The sequence below is a fragment of the Dielma fastidiosa genome, assembly GCF_000313565.1.
Classification (GTDB): domain Bacteria; phylum Bacillota_I; class Bacilli_A; order Erysipelotrichales; family Erysipelotrichaceae; genus Dielma; species Dielma fastidiosa.
In genome coordinates, this window is sequence record NZ_HE578927.1 from 68,796 (window position 1) to 87,566 (window position 18,771).

The 18,771-nt window shown below is 41.3% G+C and carries 20 protein-coding genes; all 20 read right to left on the reverse strand.

The genetic code is table 11. From position 1 onward, the window contains the following. Positions 1-95: 95 nt before the first annotated feature. Positions 96-350: a hypothetical protein gene (locus tag DAHG_RS10160; protein ID WP_022938242.1), complete on the reverse strand. Its 255-nt coding sequence runs from the start codon at positions 348-350 to the stop codon at positions 96-98. A gap of 9 nt (positions 351-359) precedes the next feature. Further along, entirely contained in the window at positions 360-617 is a 258-nt protein-coding gene (locus DAHG_RS10165) for a hypothetical protein (protein WP_022938243.1), read from the reverse strand. A 128-nt stretch (positions 618-745) separates the two neighbouring features. Continuing rightward, positions 746-1,594: a patatin-like phospholipase family protein gene (locus DAHG_RS10170; RefSeq protein ID WP_022938244.1), complete on the reverse strand. Its 849-nt coding sequence runs from the start codon at positions 1,592-1,594 to the stop codon at positions 746-748. Further along, entirely contained in the window at positions 1,594-2,607 is a 1,014-nt protein-coding gene (asnA, locus tag DAHG_RS10175) for an aspartate--ammonia ligase (RefSeq protein WP_022938245.1), read from the reverse strand. Before asnA ends, DAHG_RS10170 begins: the two co-directional genes overlap by 1 nt. Positions 2,608-2,683: 76 nt before the next feature. Then, positions 2,684-3,988 (reverse strand): M18 family aminopeptidase, encoded by a 1,305-nt coding sequence (locus DAHG_RS10180; RefSeq protein ID WP_022938246.1) that lies wholly within the window; start codon positions 3,986-3,988, stop codon positions 2,684-2,686. A 62-nt stretch (positions 3,989-4,050) separates the two neighbouring features. Continuing rightward, entirely contained in the window at positions 4,051-4,845 is a 795-nt protein-coding gene (locus DAHG_RS10185) for a DUF2971 domain-containing protein (RefSeq protein WP_022938247.1), read from the reverse strand. A gap of 109 nt (positions 4,846-4,954) precedes the next feature. Beyond that, the gene (locus tag DAHG_RS10190) at positions 4,955-5,827 is read right to left on the reverse strand and encodes a PTS system mannose/fructose/sorbose family transporter subunit IID (protein ID WP_022938248.1); all 873 of its coding nucleotides are present in this window, start codon (positions 5,825-5,827) and stop codon (positions 4,955-4,957) included. Between the two features lies 1 nt (position 5,828). Beyond that, on the reverse strand, positions 5,829-6,608 hold the full coding sequence (locus DAHG_RS10195) for a PTS mannose/fructose/sorbose/N-acetylgalactosamine transporter subunit IIC (protein ID WP_022938249.1): 780 nt from the start codon (positions 6,606-6,608) through the stop codon (positions 5,829-5,831). Positions 6,609-6,620: 12 nt separating this feature from the next. Next, complete coding sequence (locus DAHG_RS10200) at positions 6,621-7,109, reverse strand: PTS system mannose/fructose/N-acetylgalactosamine-transporter subunit IIB (RefSeq protein ID WP_022938250.1); 489 nt, start codon at positions 7,107-7,109, stop codon at positions 6,621-6,623. A gap of 24 nt (positions 7,110-7,133) precedes the next feature. Then, positions 7,134-7,814, reverse strand: a complete 681-nt coding sequence (locus DAHG_RS10205) for a PIG-L deacetylase family protein (protein ID WP_022938251.1) — start codon at positions 7,812-7,814, stop codon at positions 7,134-7,136. Position 7,815: 1 nt separating this feature from the next. Further along, positions 7,816-8,754, reverse strand: a complete 939-nt coding sequence (locus DAHG_RS10210) for a GNAT family N-acetyltransferase (RefSeq protein ID WP_022938252.1) — start codon at positions 8,752-8,754, stop codon at positions 7,816-7,818. Positions 8,755-8,871: 117 nt separating this feature from the next. Continuing rightward, on the reverse strand, positions 8,872-9,585 hold the full coding sequence (locus DAHG_RS10215; RefSeq protein ID WP_022938253.1) for a GntR family transcriptional regulator: 714 nt from the start codon (positions 9,583-9,585) through the stop codon (positions 8,872-8,874). A 154-nt stretch (positions 9,586-9,739) separates the two neighbouring features. Continuing rightward, positions 9,740-10,306: a serine O-acetyltransferase EpsC gene (gene epsC / locus DAHG_RS10220; RefSeq protein ID WP_022938254.1), complete on the reverse strand. Its 567-nt coding sequence runs from the start codon at positions 10,304-10,306 to the stop codon at positions 9,740-9,742. Between the two features lie 2 nt (positions 10,307-10,308). Then, a complete protein-coding gene (locus DAHG_RS10225) occupies positions 10,309-11,190 on the reverse strand; it encodes a PLP-dependent cysteine synthase family protein (protein WP_022938255.1) in 882 nt (293 codons plus the stop codon). Between the two features lie 370 nt (positions 11,191-11,560). Then, positions 11,561-13,033, reverse strand: a complete 1,473-nt coding sequence (locus DAHG_RS10230; RefSeq protein WP_022938256.1) for an IS200/IS605 family accessory protein TnpB-related protein — start codon at positions 13,031-13,033, stop codon at positions 11,561-11,563. 257 nt (positions 13,034-13,290) lie between these two features. Next, the gene (locus DAHG_RS10235; protein WP_420870384.1) at positions 13,291-14,226 is read right to left on the reverse strand and encodes a nucleotidyltransferase family protein; all 936 of its coding nucleotides are present in this window, start codon (positions 14,224-14,226) and stop codon (positions 13,291-13,293) included. Positions 14,227-14,380: 154 nt separating this feature from the next. Then, positions 14,381-14,596, reverse strand: a complete 216-nt coding sequence (locus DAHG_RS20910; protein ID WP_022938258.1) for a hypothetical protein — start codon at positions 14,594-14,596, stop codon at positions 14,381-14,383. 37 nt (positions 14,597-14,633) lie between these two features. After that, entirely contained in the window at positions 14,634-15,308 is a 675-nt protein-coding gene (locus DAHG_RS10245; RefSeq protein ID WP_022938259.1) for a manganese catalase family protein, read from the reverse strand. A gap of 92 nt (positions 15,309-15,400) precedes the next feature. Then, a complete protein-coding gene (locus DAHG_RS10250; protein ID WP_022938260.1) occupies positions 15,401-17,953 on the reverse strand; it encodes an ATP-dependent Clp protease ATP-binding subunit in 2,553 nt (850 codons plus the stop codon). Between the two features lie 194 nt (positions 17,954-18,147). Then, positions 18,148-18,720 carry a nitroreductase family protein gene (locus DAHG_RS10255; RefSeq protein WP_022938261.1) on the reverse strand — a complete coding sequence of 191 codons (573 nt, stop codon included), beginning with the start codon at positions 18,718-18,720 and terminating at the stop codon, positions 18,148-18,150. Positions 18,721-18,771: the final 51 nt, after the last annotated feature.

The window sequence follows — 18,771 nt, forward strand, 5'->3', positions numbered from 1 at the left end:
TAAATGACAGCCATCGCTTACACTTACAGTTAGCTTTCAATTTTGTAAGGTCTGAATATGAAAGAGGCAGATTAATCTGCCTTTTATTATCCCTATTATAGATTATGCTTTTTAATCAGACTCATGATTATCGCAAGCTCTGATCGTCTGACATAAATCCGATAGATGCACTCACTCTTATGTTCGCCAAACTTCTTACCTAATTGTGAAGCGGCCGCCGGCAGCGGTTGATAAGCCATCGCCTTAACATAAACCTCATAGCCATTAGCCAATAATAAATCTTTGATCTGTACCTGCCGATCAACAGAAGCTGTATCAAGCAGTACCGCGCGGTTTAATAAGTGAAGCATATTATCCCCTCAGTTCTTTTGTTTTTTATACGTTTGTAAGAGATGCATCGCCTTCTCATAATCTCTTTTAGCTACATAGATGACATATTCACTGTCTCGTTTTCCCTGAAAGCAGCTTCTTTCAGTCATGCGGCCGCGATTGGGTTCCGCCTGAATGATTTTCCAACGGTAATCAACACCGCAGGCGCCAAGAATCTGACGGATCTCGGCCTGACGTTCTTCGGAAAATGTAGCTGCTACTTCTTTTCGATTAAAAATAGTGATCATAGCCTTCTCCTTTCCGCATCAAGGACACTTTATCTATTTATATTTTAACATGCTCCCGATAAGCGCATTCTTTCATTATTGTCACATAGGAAAGTAAATACCGCATCAACGGAAGTGATGCGGTATCTTTATTTATTAGAAGGTTTCAAAATAGCCTTGATTTCATCCAAATGTGCCTCTGCCATCTGATAACCCATATCATAGGCTGCCTGAAGCTTATTCAAATCCTTTTCAAAGCTTTCGATCGGCCACTCAGGGCGTAAGATCAGCGCCTTGCCCTCACGCTCCAGCTGTTCACAGAACTGCACGGTTTCATTATAGGCAAGATGTCTTGTTTCTAACAGCGGCACCAGCTTTGGATATTTCTTTTTCAAAACCTTAGCCGCGACAATGTTCTGCTTGCTGAGTTCCTTTACATAGCCCTTGCAGCGGGTTAAAATGATCAAATGCTTATCACAGCCATCGGCGATGGCCTTGCGGATTGGGATCGGATCTGCCAAACCACCGTCATAAAACCGTTTGCCATTTAATTCAATGGCCGGGAATACTAAGGGAATCGCACACGTTGCCCGCAACATCGTACATTGTTTATCAAGCAGCTGGCAATTAATGTATTCAGCCTCACCGGTATCAGCATTAGTTACGCCGACCCAGCCCTGACCTGGGTAATCATAGAATGCCTGCCAGTCAAAGGGCAGAAGCTTATTGGGAACTTCATCATAGACAAAATCTAAGCCAAACAGACTTTGATGTTTCATCAGATTGCCGATGCCGACATAACGCTTGTCATTGCGGTAGCGCATAAATACCTCAAGGTTGCGCCCCTTCTGACGTGACAGATAGCTCATGCCATCGGTAATTCCTGCCGAAACACCGATAACATAAGGAAAATATAATTTATGGTCAAGCAGACAATCCATGATTCCGCAGGAGAATACCGGTCTAAAGGTACCGCCCTCAAGAATTAAAGACTGCATTATAACAACCTGATGCCGTGTTTTCGGCATTCCTCAATCATATCCGCGCCCCAGGTAGAAACCTGTACCTCACCGATATGCGCCTTATTCAGCATCATCAGACAAAGCCGTGACTGACCGATACCGCCGCCCATCGTAAGCGGCAGCTCATCATTCATCAAGGCCTTATGAAAAGGATATTCCAAACGATCCAATGTATTCGCCTTGGTACACTGATCAAGCAGTGATTCACGGTCGACGCGGATACCCATGCTGGATAATTCAAGAGCACAGTCAAGAATCGGATAATAAACAAGCAGATCGCCGTTTAATTTCCAATCATCATAATCCGGCGCGCGGCCGTCATGCGGCAATCCGCTTTTCAGCTTATCGCCGATCTGCATGATAAACACTGTTTTCTTCTCTTTACAGATCAGATATTCACGTTCCTTGCCGCTCTTATTGGGATACATATCCTCCAGCTCCTGAGAAGTGATAAAAAAGACCTCACCCTGCACTATTCGCTGCAGCTCATCATAATGCTCATGCAGCACATATTCAGTTTCCTTGATCGCTTTTACGATCGCCCGCACGGTTTCCTTTAATGTATCCACCGTTCGTTCTTCACGCTCAATAATCTTCTCCCAGTCCCACTGGTCAACATAAACAGAATGCAGATTATCCAATTCCTCATCACGGCGGATCGCGTTCATATCGGTATAAATGCCGCGGTAGGTTTCAAAATCATACTGCTTCAAAGCCAGCCGCTTCCATTTAGCCAACGAATGAACGACCTCCACATCACTGTGGATATCCTTAATATCAAAACCAACCGGCCGTTCCACACCGTTCAAATTATCATTCAAACCGGAATCATTGCGTACAAACAGCGGTGCCGATACACGCACAAGATTCAAATGATGCGCCAGTCTTTTCTCAAAAGAGTCTTTCACAATTTTAATCGCCAGCTCTGTATCAAGATAATTTAATTTATTTTCATAGTTCTCTGGGAGAACTAAACGTTCATGATTCATATTGATTCCTCCTCAGACTTCTCAATTATACAACGATTTTCATCAAGATTGAAAGTATTTTCTGAAAAATCTATGATTAGAATCTGATTGCTTCCTCATCCATTGTTAAAGATGTTTCATAAAAAGCCTGACAAGCCTGACTCATATACTGACCATCCTTAATTCCCGCTGTCTCATAGGATGAATGCATCGCCAGCTGGGCAAGACCGATATCAATCGTTTTGATGCTGACATGTCTTGATGACAGATTGCCCAGTGTTGAACCGCCCGGCATATCAGAACGGTTGTAATAAAATTGAAGCGGCACACCGGCTTGTTCACAGATTGCCTTAAAGATCGCATTGCTGACACCGTCAGTCGTATATTTCTGATTCGCGTTCCCCTTAACGACAACCCCCTGATTCATCAGCACCTGATTCGTCTTATCGCTGAATTCAGGATGATTTGGGTGCAGCGCGTGAGCATTATCTGCAGAAAGCATAAAAGAATGATTCAAACCAGCCAGATAAGCTTCTTCATCATAGCCAAGATTAGCGCTGATCCGTTTCAGCACATCATAGAGGAATGTTGAATCCGCTCCCTGCTTGCTAGTCGAACCTACTTCTTCATTATCAAAACAGCCATAGACACAAATGCGTTCATCATTTTGCGCTTTCAGGAAACCATCAAGCGTCGTATAGGCACATTCAAGATTATCCAGCTTTGGTGAGGAAACAAATTCTTCCTCAGCCCCCCAGATTGAATAAGGCGTGCGGTTATAAATGTTTAATTCCATGCTTAAAATATCTGCTTCCGCTGCCTTAATATCTTCCGCAATCAGCTTTTTCAGCGTTCCCTGCTTATTTTTGGCACTGAATAACGGCAGTAAATCAACCTGCAGATTATAATTATATCCGCTGTTGATACTGCGGTTCATATGAATCGCCACATTGGGAATCATTAACAAATCACGTCCCGCATCATAAAGCTGAATCTCAATTTTATCCGCTTTCTTCACCGCCAGCCGGCCTGCCAGCGACAATGGCCGGTCAAACCATGATGAAGCGATCATACCGCCATAGCCTTCAGTATTTAACTGCAGATAAGCGCTGCTTTCAATTTCCGCGTTTTCCTTCAGCTTAAATGTTGGTGAATCAGAATGCGATGCGGTGATATTAAAAATCGGTGCGGACAGTTTACTGCCTATCTTAAATGCCAAGATGCTGCTGCCGTTACGGGTAACAACATAACCCCTGCCTTTTTCAAGCTGCCAGACAGTCCCTTCCTTTAATTCAGTAAAGCCTGCCTTCAGACATGTATCTTTTAACTCATGAACAGCATGAAAAGTGCTCGGACTCTTTTGAATAAAAGCCAGACAGTCATGCATTAATTGATTTTTCATAGATCTTTTCCTCCAATGTTCCTATTATAGCACAAGTAAAATTGAGTGATGCGTAAAAACCGTTATTCATTCACCTTTTTCCGCATTTGATCAGCAAGAAAATAAGTACAGGATTCACATTTATTATCCAAATGAACCTTGCCGGTAAAGATGCTTTCATGAATATTCTCTGGGCGTACCCCCAGCGCAATCAGCTCTACCTTCGCGAGATGCCTTGCTTCCTGATCCATCCACGGGCCCAGCATGACATGCACAAAAGCCGCAAAATCAGCTGGCAGCGCTGCAAATACACCCTTATTATCCGCATCTTTTAAACGCATCAGAAAACGCACCTCATTTTCATAGCTCCACGCGTCAGCTTTAATTAAACCGGTCATCGCCCTTTCATGACTGATATTGGCTAAAGCGGGCATCTCGGTAATATCGAGCCTGCGATTGTTCCAGCGCAGCTGATGAGCCTTTTGATGATTGACATAGATCACATCACTCAATAAAACATCGGCTGATTTTTCAGTCTCTGTCAGCCACTGCATCATCAATTTACGCGGCAATGATATTCTGACAGCATCCTGTCTTGGAAAACAATACAGACCCCACATCGCCATATTTTCAGAATCACCAAAACAAAAACTGGCAAAAACCGTTTGCCGCCATACTTCCTCAGCCCCTTTTTCCTGCCGTTCCTGAAGATCATTCATCGTTATCGGATCTGACAGCTTCCATGTATTGCCATTAAGAATCAGTTTTAAGGTCGGCAAACTCGTATAATGATGATAATTCTGATGCCGGCTGCCGCGTTCTTTTAAAAATGCGCATACCTCATCAACCGAGGTCAGCTGCATAAAATCTTGATTCATATTCATTCCCCATTTCATTTAAGCACTTTGAAGATTTCGCTTTTATTATAACAAAAAAGCACGTTCTTTTTTCATATTGACCGTGCTTTTCATTATTTAGGCTGTTTATTTATGCGTAGAATCCAGTAGCATAGCCGATTGCCGTTAAAACGACAGCAAGCACCAGAATCAAAGCCATTAATTTAAGCGGTGACCATTTCTTTTTAGAATATAGATAATAGACACCCAGAGTTAATAATAAAGGTAATAATTGAGGGAAAATCGAATTTAGCATCGCGTCAGCATTAAATAAAACTTGAGCAGGAATGATTTCACCGGTTGCGCCGTCTAATACATCTTTTACGATTTGAATCGGTAATGTTAAGCTTACAAAGGATGCGGTTAAAGCACCGACAACCACTAAGCCTAAAACGCCCATCGTATCGGTAAACGCGTCTAATTTTCCGCTTCCCATAAAGCCCTGCATGCCTTCAAGACCAGAACGATAGCCCATTCTGAATAACCACCAGCTTAATGTGTAAGTGATGATCGGATAGGCAATCATATAAAGCAGCGGGCCGATCCATGCTGAGGTTGGTGAGGATTGTGAAATGGATAAACAGATTGTCAGTAAAATAGGAATAATGGTTGCTACCCACAATGAATCACCAATCGCGCTGGTAGGCCCGATCAAGGCTACTTTTACGGATTCAATAACTTCCGGTGTACATTGGCCATTCGCATTCGCTTCTTCCAAGCCGCATACAATACCATTACAGATTGAACCGACTTGCGCTTCAGTATTAAACAGCGTTACATGACGCAATAAAGCTGCTGCTTTTTCTTCTTTTGTTGTATATAATTCATCAATGACCGGTGCCATTGACTGTCCGAATGCCATTCCCAGCATTGATTCTGCCTGTTGGGAACAGCCATTGAAGAAGAACCAACTATGGAATGATTTTTTTAGTGTCTTAGGACTGATTTTCTTAACCTCACTCATCTTATACAGTCTCCTTTCCCTTAGTAATCACCGCATAATAAAGCACTGCTGTAATTACCCCGACAACAGCAACCGCCATTGTATTTAAACCAAAATAAGTAACTAAAATAAAGCCGCCTAAGAAAATCGCCAGATCGTAGCGTTTCTTTAACAGGAATGAAAGTAAGATACCCATACCAAGAGCAGCCATCATGCCGCCGAAGACACTCAAGCCAGTAGTAACCCAATTCGGAATCAAGGTAGCAAAATCAGCCTGTCCGGAAGCTGCCGTCATTGATGTCAATACAATGATAGCCGGTATGAAACGGCATGCGAAACCGATTAACTGACCTAATACCATATTAGGAATATACATTTTAGAAGTATTGCCCTCTTCCGCATATTTATGAGCAATGCGATTTAAAGGCAGATTAAGTGCATAAGATACATTCCACATCAATTGTCCGACTAAACCGCCGATACCAGCAAATACAACTGCTAAACCAATTAAACCGGTGGCATCTAAGCCTTTGCCGAAAATCAATGCTGCCGCTGTACCAATATAGGTTGCATAGGATAAGTCCCAAGCAACCGCACCGCCCGGTGTTACATTACCCATATACATGATTTGCAGCGGTATACCAACAATCAAAGCACTATTGATATCCCCCATGATAATGCCAACAACAAATGATGCAACTAACGGCCTGCCCAATGTATACCAGCCAATGGTATTCCCTACAATTGAGCCAATCGAGCCAAGATAAATAAACAATGCGATTAGTAGAATCTGAATAGTCATAGATATTCCTCCCTATATTGTTTTCTTAAATGCACTCCAGCTCATGCCGGCAGCATTCGGCAATTGCTGAAAGTCCACTTTAAAACCTTTTTCAACTAAACTGTCAATATCTTTTACATCCTGTTCACTCAAGAAGAAAATACCTGTAGCCCCTTTTACTTGATGAACACTGTCACTGCGTTTTGCGATGTTGCCTAATATAATAAATTCACAGCCGGCAATTTCTTCTTGAATTTCCATTAAACGGCTTGGATATTTAACAATAACCAGCCTTGTCTTAGAACTGTCTTCCCTTAATAATTCTTTAGCCTGATCAACCGTCACAATTTTTGTCGCATAGTTTTTAGGCACACCCATTTCCATGATTGATCTCAGCATAGGATTTGAAGCACTGTCATTATCAATTGCGATAATCTCCTGTATCGATAATGTCGGACACCAAGCTAACACTGTTTGACCATGAATTAATCGATCATCTACGCGCACATACACTTTTCCCATAATTTCCTCCCGGCTTCTGCCTTTCTACCACAATTCATTTTCAATTAAGCTTGCATACATATAACAAACACATTTTTTAGAATGATTTGACTCAATCTGGCGTACTTTTAAGTTTGTCGGATAGTATTGCTGATAAGGGAAATCATTTACCCCGCCTTTAAACACCGTATATTCATTTAATGCCGAATACCACTGTTCAATTTCAGCATCCTCCAAGCCGATATAAGCCTGAGGGATAAAACCAACTAAATCCTCAAAGGTTTCGCCATAAAGCAGTTTAATCGCTGAACCATTTTCACGCATCCGCTTTACCGCCCGAACAACTGCATCATGAGTATTAATATGCCGTGGATGCATTGAACCGCGCCAATGGGTGATGACTAAATCAACCTTTTCATCAATAAAATATTTTTCTAATCGATCAGAAAATACTTCAGTGGTTGGCATATTACTTGATACATATCCCAGCCAAAGCGTATCGGCGCCAAGCTTGGCAGCAGCGCGCTGGTTCTGATCCAGTAATTCCTTTAAATATGCATCACATTCTTCTTTGGTAGCATTGGGATCTTCAAGACGGCCTTGGGTAACATGCATGCATGTGCAGTGCGCACCTTGCTTAGCATATTTTAATAATAAAGGTCCGCCCATTAATTCCGCATCCAAGGAATGCGCGCCGATTGAGACTACTCGCTGTACTTTACTCATACTATATGTCCTTTCTATAATCAATAAATGATCTAAATACATTTAAGCCATGCCGTTCATAATATCTTCTGCCAGGTTCATCCGTAGTGACAAAATACATATGATAGATTCCCTTCTTAGCCATTTCAGCCATCTGCAGCTCTAAGAGAATACCGCCAAGGCCGGCATTTCTGGCCTTTTCACTGATACCGATCGGGCCAAAACGCATCGGGTTGCCGTCAATCTTGCGCATACAGAAGCCCACAATATTTTCGTCATGATCCAAAACAAGAAGAATCAGATCCTCAGCCTCATCATTCTGCATGCTGATTAAGGCATTGCGCTTCCAGCCGCCGCCAAATTCATCCTTCAGGAAACGCAGCAAATCAAGCGCATAAGCATAATTAAATTGAATAAAACGATAGCCCTTTGCTTCTGCTTCAACCTTTTTCTTCTGCGTGGACTCGGACAGCTGATAGCCATGTAAATCTCTGCACATTGAATAATGCTGATCACCGCTGATATAGCCGTGCTTTTCAAAGAAACAAATTGCTTCCGGATAGTTGTCAGCATCAATACCGGCAAAGAAATAATTCGGACTGTAAGCACCCACCGTTATATTTTTTACGCCGAGTGATTTCAAAGCCATTTCCGCTCTCATCAGCAATTGCTCGCCGATATTCATGCCCCGATATTCAGCATCTACAAAAATTACATTGATCCAGCCTCTTTCCGGTTCAAGACCGCGTTCCAAGTATGGAAACTTCCGCTTAGTTGCCAGAATATAACCAATAACACGTTCATCATTTACCGCAACCCAGCTTAAGGATTCATCGAAGTTATCATCAAACAACGCCTGCTTCCTAAACTTTTTCACATCAATCGGATCAAATGTACAACAGCGGTTCCAGCAATCCACAACCCCCTGTTCATAAACCTGACTATAATTTTTTATTTCCATAAGCCCTCCTACTTAATATATTAACATGTTATCTATTAAGAGATTAACATGCTTTCTGCTCCTTGTCAATAAGAAATTAAGCGCTTACAACAATTGCGCAAATAAAAAGGTGTGAACTCACACCTTGATGTTTACAGTGACGGAATAATTATCCCGATTAAAATACGTTTCCGCATATTCGATTACTTTATCCTTTTCATCAAAAGTAACCCGCTTGATAAAAAATGACGGGGTTCCTTTTTTCACATTCATCTGATTTACCACATTGGGTTCATTGATATCCTTGACTGAATAGTTTTCATTCACCCATTCAGGATAGATGCCTATTTGCGCCAACGTTTTGTAGAGTGAACGTGTCTCATAAAGACTTTGCGCCTGCTCGCAGGATAAAACCTCAGGATCAAAATATGAAATATGATAGGCCATCGGTTCTTTATTAGCAATCCGCACACGTTTGATACAGACCAGTGTCGCATGCGGATCAAGTCCCAGTTTTTCACTTGCTACACTATTCTCTACTTCTTCAATGGAATCGATAATCATATCAACCTCATATCCCAGTTGAATCAATTCTTCAGAAAAGCTGATAGAAGTTAAACCGCGGATCATTTGTTTCTTTGCGACAAAGGTGCCAAGACCTTGAACGCCGTAAAGATAACCGTCATTGATCAGATCGGTAAATGCCTTCCGCACAGTGATCGTAGAGACATTGTATTTCTTTTTTAGTACGGATTCACTGTCAACCTTATCGCCGGGTTTTAATTTTCCCGATTTAATATCAGCGATGATTTCTTCCTCAATTTGACGATATTTATTGATTTTAGTACGCATAGTTCTCCTTTCTGCTTAATATATTAAGTTTAATATCATTTTTATGGTACTATTCAAATCAATGCAAGTCAATCATAAACATGCCTAAAAATGAAAACAGTGAGGGAAATTGTTCTCCTCACTGCTTATTTTGTCAATCTATCACAAATACTGTTTAATCGCGGTTTACGTTTATAATATTTGGACGGTCAGCATCAGTGCATTTTTCTGGCCGAACCTTAGCCGCCAAACCATAGACAACCTGATGATCCTCGACATCCTTTGTTACCACACTGTTGGCTCCGATCTGAACATAATTGCCAAGCGTAATATTGCCAAGAATACTGGAGTTGCAGCCGACCATGACATGATTTAATAAAGTCGGATGACGCTTGCATTTGCCGCGTCCGTTGCCGCCTAAGGTAACGCCGTGATAAAGCAGACAGTCATCACCGATAACCGTTGTTTCACCGATGACACAGCCAGTACCATGGTCAATGATCAGCCCCTTGCCAATCGTCGCGCCGGGATGGATTTCAATATTGGTTAAGAAACGGGCAATCTGTGAAATCAGACGGGCGATAAAAAACAGATGGCATTTATAAAAGAAATGCGCGAAGCGATAAAAAATCAATGCCCAAATATGCGGATAAAGAATCAGCACTTCCAGTCTTGAATGAGCGGCAGGGTCCACTTCCACAACACGGTTTACATTATACCAAAGCAGTGAAAACCAATTCATAGCTATGCCCCAAAATCCAATACGGACAGGTACTTATCGCCGCCGTCTGGTGCTACTGTCACGATTTTGCGGTCAGGATATAATGCGTGGTACCGCTTAGCCAAGGCGATGTTTGCCCCGCTGGAAATACCGATGGAAATACCGGTTTCCCTTGTGAAATGGATCGTTTCCTGAATCGCTTCTTCATCGCTGACCACCGCAATTTCATCAATCACGCTCAAATCAAGTACGCTTGGCACAAAATTAGGCCCGATTCCCTGGATTGCATGCGGACCTAGCCGCTGTTCACTCAGCAGCGGACTGCCGGCAGGCTCACCTAATACCGTTAAAACATCAGGCTTGTCCTGCTTTAATCGTTTAGCGACACCAGTAATGGTACCGCCGGTTCCTGAGCAGGCGATAAACACACCAAGATCAGGCACCTGATTCATAATTTCCACCGCAGTTGTATCAAAATGCTTCTGAACCATTGCCGGATTATCAAACTGGCCCAGTGAATAATAATTAGGATTAGCGGCCATCAGCTCATTGACCTTATCAATACTTCCCTGCATTCCCTTAGCCTTATCAGTCAGAATCAATTCAGCCCCATAAGATAAGATCAGCTTTCTTCTTTCAATACTCATACTTTCCGGCATGACGATGACAACTTTATAACCAAACTGACGGCCAATAATAGCAAGGGCTATACCGGTATTGCCGCTGGTGGCCTCCACAAGCACCGTATCCGATTTTAGAAGTCCGCGTTTTTGAGCATCCTCAAGCATACCCAAAACAGCACGGTCTTTGATGCTGCCGCCTAAGTTGTATTTCTCAAGCTTCACATAAATATTATCCTTATATTCAAACATTGGCGTATTGCCAATCAATTGCAATGCATCCATACTGATCACCTCGTTTTTTAGTTTATAGTATGCTGGAAAAAAAAGCAAATGATACAATCATTAACTTATTCTAGCTTATTCTCCTTTATCCGCAAAAAGTAGGCAAAAGCAGCAGAACAACAAGAAAATGAATTCCTTCAATCCTTCAGGAAATCATGCCATCAATGATGACACCCAGCTGCCTTTCTCGCGGCGCTGTTCCTTCCTGTATTTCAATGTCTCTCTCGTTCTACCTATCGGTATTGGAGTCATACTCGAGCAAATCCATACAGGAACTCTTTTGATCAGTTCAATGATTTCCATCAAGTAAACAGCCTTTTCTTCTAGTTTGGGTCTGTTTCCCTTGATTCATTGAACTGATTTTTTTATGTTATCTGAATAATGCTAATATGGCGGTTAGCTGACATTCTTTAATACTCGCTTTTCCTATATTCTTACCAATCGCTGCCCATTGCTCTGTTTGTGTTTGCTTTTCTTTTACGAACACTCGATATTCTCTCAAGATCTTCTCTTTGTAGCCGATCCCTTTTCTTGCGATCACATAACTCGCTGCCTGATGCACACTCATTCCCTTATCCCGTACATACTTCAATTTTCCAATCAGTGACGTATACGCTGGATCAACTTTGATCACTTCAACTCCTTCATAAGCTGCTTTTCGCTCGATGGCTTCACTGATCTGTGCATAAGCAAACTCACTCAGCATTCGATTCAGTCCTTTTGGCTGATAACGCTGCTTCCGCTTTTTATCACTAAAGTCCAAGGCTTCCATCACTAATGGTTTATGGGTATCTACACATTCATGAATGATCTTGCTCGCTGTTTCTGCAATCATATGCTTTCGCTGATTCCTTGTCTTTCCCTTTAACTTCATCGGCAGGATCTGCTGTCTGCACAGATTGCCTTGCCGATCGATGTGGGCAACCGCGATATGATCCACATTGATATCGATACCGATACTGCCTTCTTCCTTTTTAGTCACTATCATTTTGGGTTCCACCTCAATGATCGCTTTGATGATGAAATACTCACCATGGTCATAGAGTTCATAAGCTACGGCTTTACCAGCGGTATTATGCGGTAATCTGACTGCTCTTTCTAATTTCTCTGCATGATGATAGAAACGAATTGGTAAATGAACCTCTTTCTCTGTGCCTCGATAAACCATGATCCCGGATTCAAGATGATATTTAAAGAGATTGTTGCTGTATTTTCCCTGCCGTCTTCCCGTTATCAGCATCCGCTTTCTTCTTTCATACCGATAAGCTTCAAGATTATGATGAAGCTTCTTCCTAGAACCAAAGCAAGCGGCTCTCACACCTAAGTTCAAATGATTCAGCTTATCCGTTTCCCGGTTTAATTTAAAGGTCAACAACCCGATTCTATGCTTCAGCTGTTTGATATTCGGACTGACGATCTGTACCTCATACAAATAGTCTGTTTTACTAGTTTCATGTTCCTTGCTTTTTTGAATTAATTGTTCTTTCTGTTTCTGCCAGTTCTGTAAAGACTTGTTATCCTTGCGAATCTTCTCTTTGATTCTTTCAATCCGTTTAGTACATTCTTTCTTCAATCGCTGATTAGTTTCAATATTACTTTTAAGCAAGGCTCTGGCTTCATGTATTGCAGATAAAGGAAAGTAATCATTCGTACCATATCTTGCTTTTAACTGTTTTTCTAAAGAGACAGCTTCTTTGACACCATAAAAACAAGTTAAATAGAGTTTCTTATAGGCAGTATGCAGCATAGAATTATACAGGATCAAATCCTTCTTAATACAATTCGCATCCTCTTCTGATAACTCTTTATAATAGAAGCGATTTGAATAAGATAAACACTTCATGGATGTTCCCCCCCTTGAACAAAAAAGCATCCACTGAGATTCGATTGATACAAAGGAAACTAGGTGATGCTTAGGTTGAATTTAATGATTAAATAGATTGTTTTTTGTTACTCATAGTATACCATATTCACAAGATGATTTCATCTGTTTTTTGTAATTTTTTAGATACCTTTTCATGATGAGATATTAAACCTTTGATGCTTGAAAATGCAATTTCCTATAATACAAAAAAACTACCGCATTTGCGATAGTTTAGATTATTTCCAAAGCGGCTGTGGGTAGCGGCCCTGATCAATCAGTGATCGAATACCGGCTTTAACCCCTTCCTTGTCTTCCTGATAAGTAACGCCATACCATTTATCGCGGCTTGACATCATGACTACATCAGCGGCTTCTTCTCGAAGCAGCTCACCAACGACATTAGGAATATACATCTCACTCTTCAAAGGATTGGCAGGTACAGCATCAGCCATGAAGGCATCAAAACGATGCTCGATTTCCTCAATGATATCTGGTGTAAAGGCCCACATATTCATTGATACAAGCGTATCCTCCGGCAGTGTATGCCATTCATCATCCAGATAGTATTCAATCTTATCATTGCGTTTTTCAATTCTGGTACGTTCAACAACATTCACCAGCTTGCCGTCCTTAACCACACATTGACCACGGGCAACACTGCCGTTTTCAGTAATCGTATTGCGCAGCAGATAGCCAACCATGCCATAATGATGGCTTTTAGCTTCATTATTTAAGAATGCATATAGATCTTTAAAACAGGACTGTCCATAATAATCATCCGCATTAATAACCGCAAAAGGGCCGTCTAATACTTCTTTGCAGCACCAAAGCGCATGGGCGGTTCCCCACGGTTTCACGCGGCCGGCAGGAACCTCATAATCTTTTGGTAAATGATGAAGATCCTGGAATACATATTCCACTTCAACATGAGCTGCCAGCTTATTGCCGATTGCTTCTTTGAAGTCAGCTTCAATTTCTTTTTTAATGATAAAAACAACTCGGTCAAAGCCTGCCTGAATTGCATCATAAACGGATAATTCTAAAATAATTTCACCATTAGGACCAATGGGATCAATTTGTTTCAGCCCGCCGTACCGGCTGCCCATACCAGCTGCTAATACAACTAACGTAGTTTTACTCATCCTATCAATTGCATGAGAGTTCGATCTCATACAGCTCCTTTCTAAATCTCTGTCTTTAGTTTATCGTGAACCGTACAGAATGTAAAGGCTAAAAATTGAATGTGAAGATTAAGAAATGCTTATTTCCTTATAGTATATGAAGACAGCCGGCGGATCTTTCTTACCTAGTATAAAGTTTTTATAATTAAGCCTTAAACAGCGGACTGATATAAAACCCCTCTGCATTGATTAAGCAGCCATCGATCCATTGATTCTTGACCATTTTGCCGTCACTGCCAAGATAGTACCAGCGGCCATTGCTTGATGACAGCCAGCAGCTGACACGCATCTTACCCTCTTCGTCAAGATAATACCGATCCCCCAGGTGAATTCTCATATCAAAAGGAAGCATTACTTTCATTTATATAATGAATTTAACACTTCCTTATTTCATTTGTTTATTTTTTCTTCTTGCGATCAATTTTAACTGCTTCTGGATCTGGGTCATCAAAATAACGGCCCGGCTTAGACAAATCAAAGTATAAACGGCTGTCCTCACTCATACCGAAATTCTTATTGCTGCCATCATCAGTAATCTTATTTAACGCTTCACAGAATAGTGCGTTATGCGCTTCTTCACGTTCCAATAAGAACATGATTGTTTCCTTGACATATTTATCATCAATCTGACGATATAAGTATTCATACACGACCTTAGCACGCTGTTCACTGGCAATATCGGCCAATAAATCGGCGGCCAAATCACCCGTAACAGTTACATAATCAGCTGTCCATGGATTACCGCTTGAGTTGACCAAAGCAGGATTCAAGCCATAGGTAACCATCGTTTCAATTTCTCCGACACCTACCTTTTTGTAATCTACATCACCGCCGTTAAGCAGATTAATCGTTTCCGCTACCATTTCCATATGACTTAATTCTTCGGTACCGATATCCAAAAATAAATCTTTAAATACCGGATCATTGGCACGGAAGCTTTGAGATAAATACTGCATTGCTGCTTTCAGTTCACCATTACAGCCGCCTAACTGCTCCTGCATCAATACCGCATACTGCGGATTAGGTTTTTCTACTCTTACTTTATGTAATAACTTCTTCTCATGTTTAAACATAATTGTTCCTCACTTTCTATCAGTAGTATGGAGCAATTCCTTAAAATCATGAAAAAAAGCAGATAAATATAGCTATTTATCCGCTCTTATATTTAATGCTTGGCAGTAATCGTATAAGCGCCGTCCACACAGTCAATGACGCATGTTTCATCCTTATCAACTGCACCCTCAACAATCTTTCTGGCAATTAAAGTTTCAATATTTCTTTGAATATACCGCTTCATTGGACGAGCGCCATAAACTGGGTCAACACCCTGAGTTGCGATTTCCTTATAAACGGCATCGGTAACCTCAAGATGAATATCCTTGGCAGCCAAACGCTGGGCAAGCTGATTCATGAACTTATGGGCAATCTTACTCATCATGTCATCATTTAACGCATTGAATACGACAATCTCATCGATACGATTAATAAATTCAGGTTTGAAGTAACGCTTTACTTCTTCCATGTATTTCTCATTTCGATGTTGAGCATCAAACGCGAATTGTGAACCAAGATTGCTTGTCATAATCAATAAAGTATTCTTGAAATCGACAGTTACACCTTTAGAATCCGTGATTCTGCCATCATCAAGAATCTGCAGCAGTACATTAAAGACATCCGGATGTGCCTTTTCAACCTCATCAAACAAAATGATTGAGTATGGATTGCGGCGAACTGCTTCCGTCAGCTGACCGCCTTCATCATAACCGACATATCCCGGAGGCGCGCCAATCAGACGAGCGACGCTGTGTTTCTCCATATATTCACTCATATCGATACGCACGATATGAGATTCACTGTCAAATAATTGTTCAGCTAAGGCTTTTGCTACCTCTGTCTTACCAACACCGGTAGGGCCTAGGAACAAGAAACTGCCGATCGGCCGATTCTCATCCTGAATTTGTGCTTTTGAACGAATGATTGCATCACTGACTAATTCCAGTGCCTCATCCTGACCAACTACCCGCTGACGCAAAGCATCTTCAAGATGCAGAAGCTTTGTCCGCTCACTCTCAACCAGTTTGCTGACTTCAACGCCGCTCCACCGTGATACGACCTTCGCAATCATTTCTTCATTTACGGTTTCCTGAATCAAGGCATCATTCTTGATTGCATCGCTGGCTTCCTGAATCTTCTTTTCCAAGGCTGGAATTGTTGAGTATTGAAGCTTTGCCGCTTCTTCATAACGCGCCTCATTCTGAGCCCGTTCAAGATCAAGCTTTGCTCTTTCTAATTCAACCTTATCCTGTTTGCTGGCTTCAAGATCACGTTTTTCATCCATCCATTTTGTATATAAAACATCTTTCTGCTGTTTCAATTCCTTTAATTCATTTTGAATTTCAACAAGACGTTCCTGAGCTTTTTTATCATTTTCCTGCTTTAATGCCGTCTCCTCAATTTCCAGCTGCATGATTTTGCGCATTAATTCATCCAGCTCCTGCGGCATTGAATCCATCTCAACTCTTAACATTGCGCACGCTTCATCAACTAAGTCAATGGCCTTATCCGGCAGGAAGCGATCGGTGATATAACGATTGCTTAATACCGCGCTGGCTATGATTGCTTCATCAAGAATCTTAACACCGTGATAGCTTTCAAAACGATCCTTTAAACCACGCAGAATAGAGATGGTATCTTCTACACTTGGTTCAGCAACCGTAACCTTTTGGAAACGGCGCTCCAAGGCAGCATCTTTTTCAATATATTTACGGTACTCATTAAAAGTAGTCGCACCGATACATCTTAATTCACCGCGGGCCAGCATTGGCTTTAGTAAGTTCGCGGCATCCATTGAGCCCTCCGTCTTACCGGCACCCACCAAGTTATGAATCTCATCGATAAATAAGATAATACCGCCTTCAGCATTCTTAACTTCCTCAAGGACAGCTTTCAGACGCTCTTCAAATTCACCTCTATATTTAGCACCGGCAATCAAGGCACCCATATCCAATTCAATCAGTTTCTTATCCTTTAATGATAAAGGTACATCACCCTTCATAATACGCCAGGCAATACCTTCGACAATGGCCGTTTTACCAACGCCAGGCTCACCAATCAAAACCGGGTTATTCTTTGTTTTACGTGATAAAATCTGAATCACACGGCGGATTTCTTCATCACGGCCAATTACCGGATCAATCTTTCCATCCTGCACATCCTTAACGAGATCACGGCCGTATTTAGCCAATGCTTCAATGTTGTTTTCACTTGTTTGTGTATCCATTTTCTTCCCCCCTCTGCGTGTAATTTCTTCATTCTCCAACTGTGAAAGATTAATTCTAAGCTCTTTCACCAGCTGTTTGGATATCGTTGATCGATTTCTTAATAAGGCAAAGAAGAAGCTGGCTGTACTCATATAGCTTTCCTGATGAGCCTCACTCCATTTCTCCGCTTCCATAATACTCTCATTGACCGTACTGCTGATGCGCGGTTCAGAACTGTCGCTGACCGCCGCTACCCGCAGCATTTCATTGTCAATTATATTTAATGCCTGCTGCTTATTGATATTGACACGTTTAAACAAACCATCAAGCACATCATTCTCAAAAATCGCTTTTAAACATTCGACAGTATCTATCATCGGATGTTTATAGGATTTTGCGATATTGATGGCATTCATGAGTATTGTTTGTAAACTTTCTGAACATTGATTGAAATCCATAATATCGTCCTCCTTTTTTAGCACTCTATCTAATTGATTGCTAATAGTAGTATAACATATATTTTAGCACTGTCAACACTTAAGTGCTAAAAAGTTTAACTTTTTTAATTTAACTTTGTCAAAAAGTACAAATTAGAGTTTTTTTCAAAACATATAAAAAGGAAACCCTTTTAAAGATTTCCTGCTCACAAAATTTATCTGCGAATCAACACCCTTTGATTAATATCTTCCTTAGGCTTAGCCATTGCTTCAGTACCAATGCCGCCAAATGGCATCTGCGCGATCAGCTTATATTGCTTAGGCAAAGCAAACAGTTCATGAACCTGCTCATCGATGATTGGATTGTAATGCTGCAAAGAGGCGCCAATACCTAATTCACGCAGACCGCTCCAAAGGCTGAGCTGCAGCATTCCGCTGGCTTGATTCGCCCAAACTGGAAAATTATCAGCATATAAAGGAAATTGCTGCTGCATTGTCTCAATGACCTGCTGATCGTAAAAATACAGGATCGTACCGGCACCAGCTTTGAAGCTGTCAATCTTTTCCCTGCTGATTTTACCATTAAATGCTTCATATATCATATCCCATAACTGATCGTGCTGTTCATTGAGCGCCACAACAATAATGGAGCTTTTCATATTATATGCATCGGGTACCAATTCAGTGATTTCTTTAATCTGTTCAATGATTGTTTCTTCACTGACAGGCAGTGTTTTATTAATATGATAATAGCTTCGGCGCTGTTTTAATGATTCTGTGATATTCATAAGATCCTCCTTTTGGCATGAGCCTTCATGTATCTTCATTATGTTCCCTAT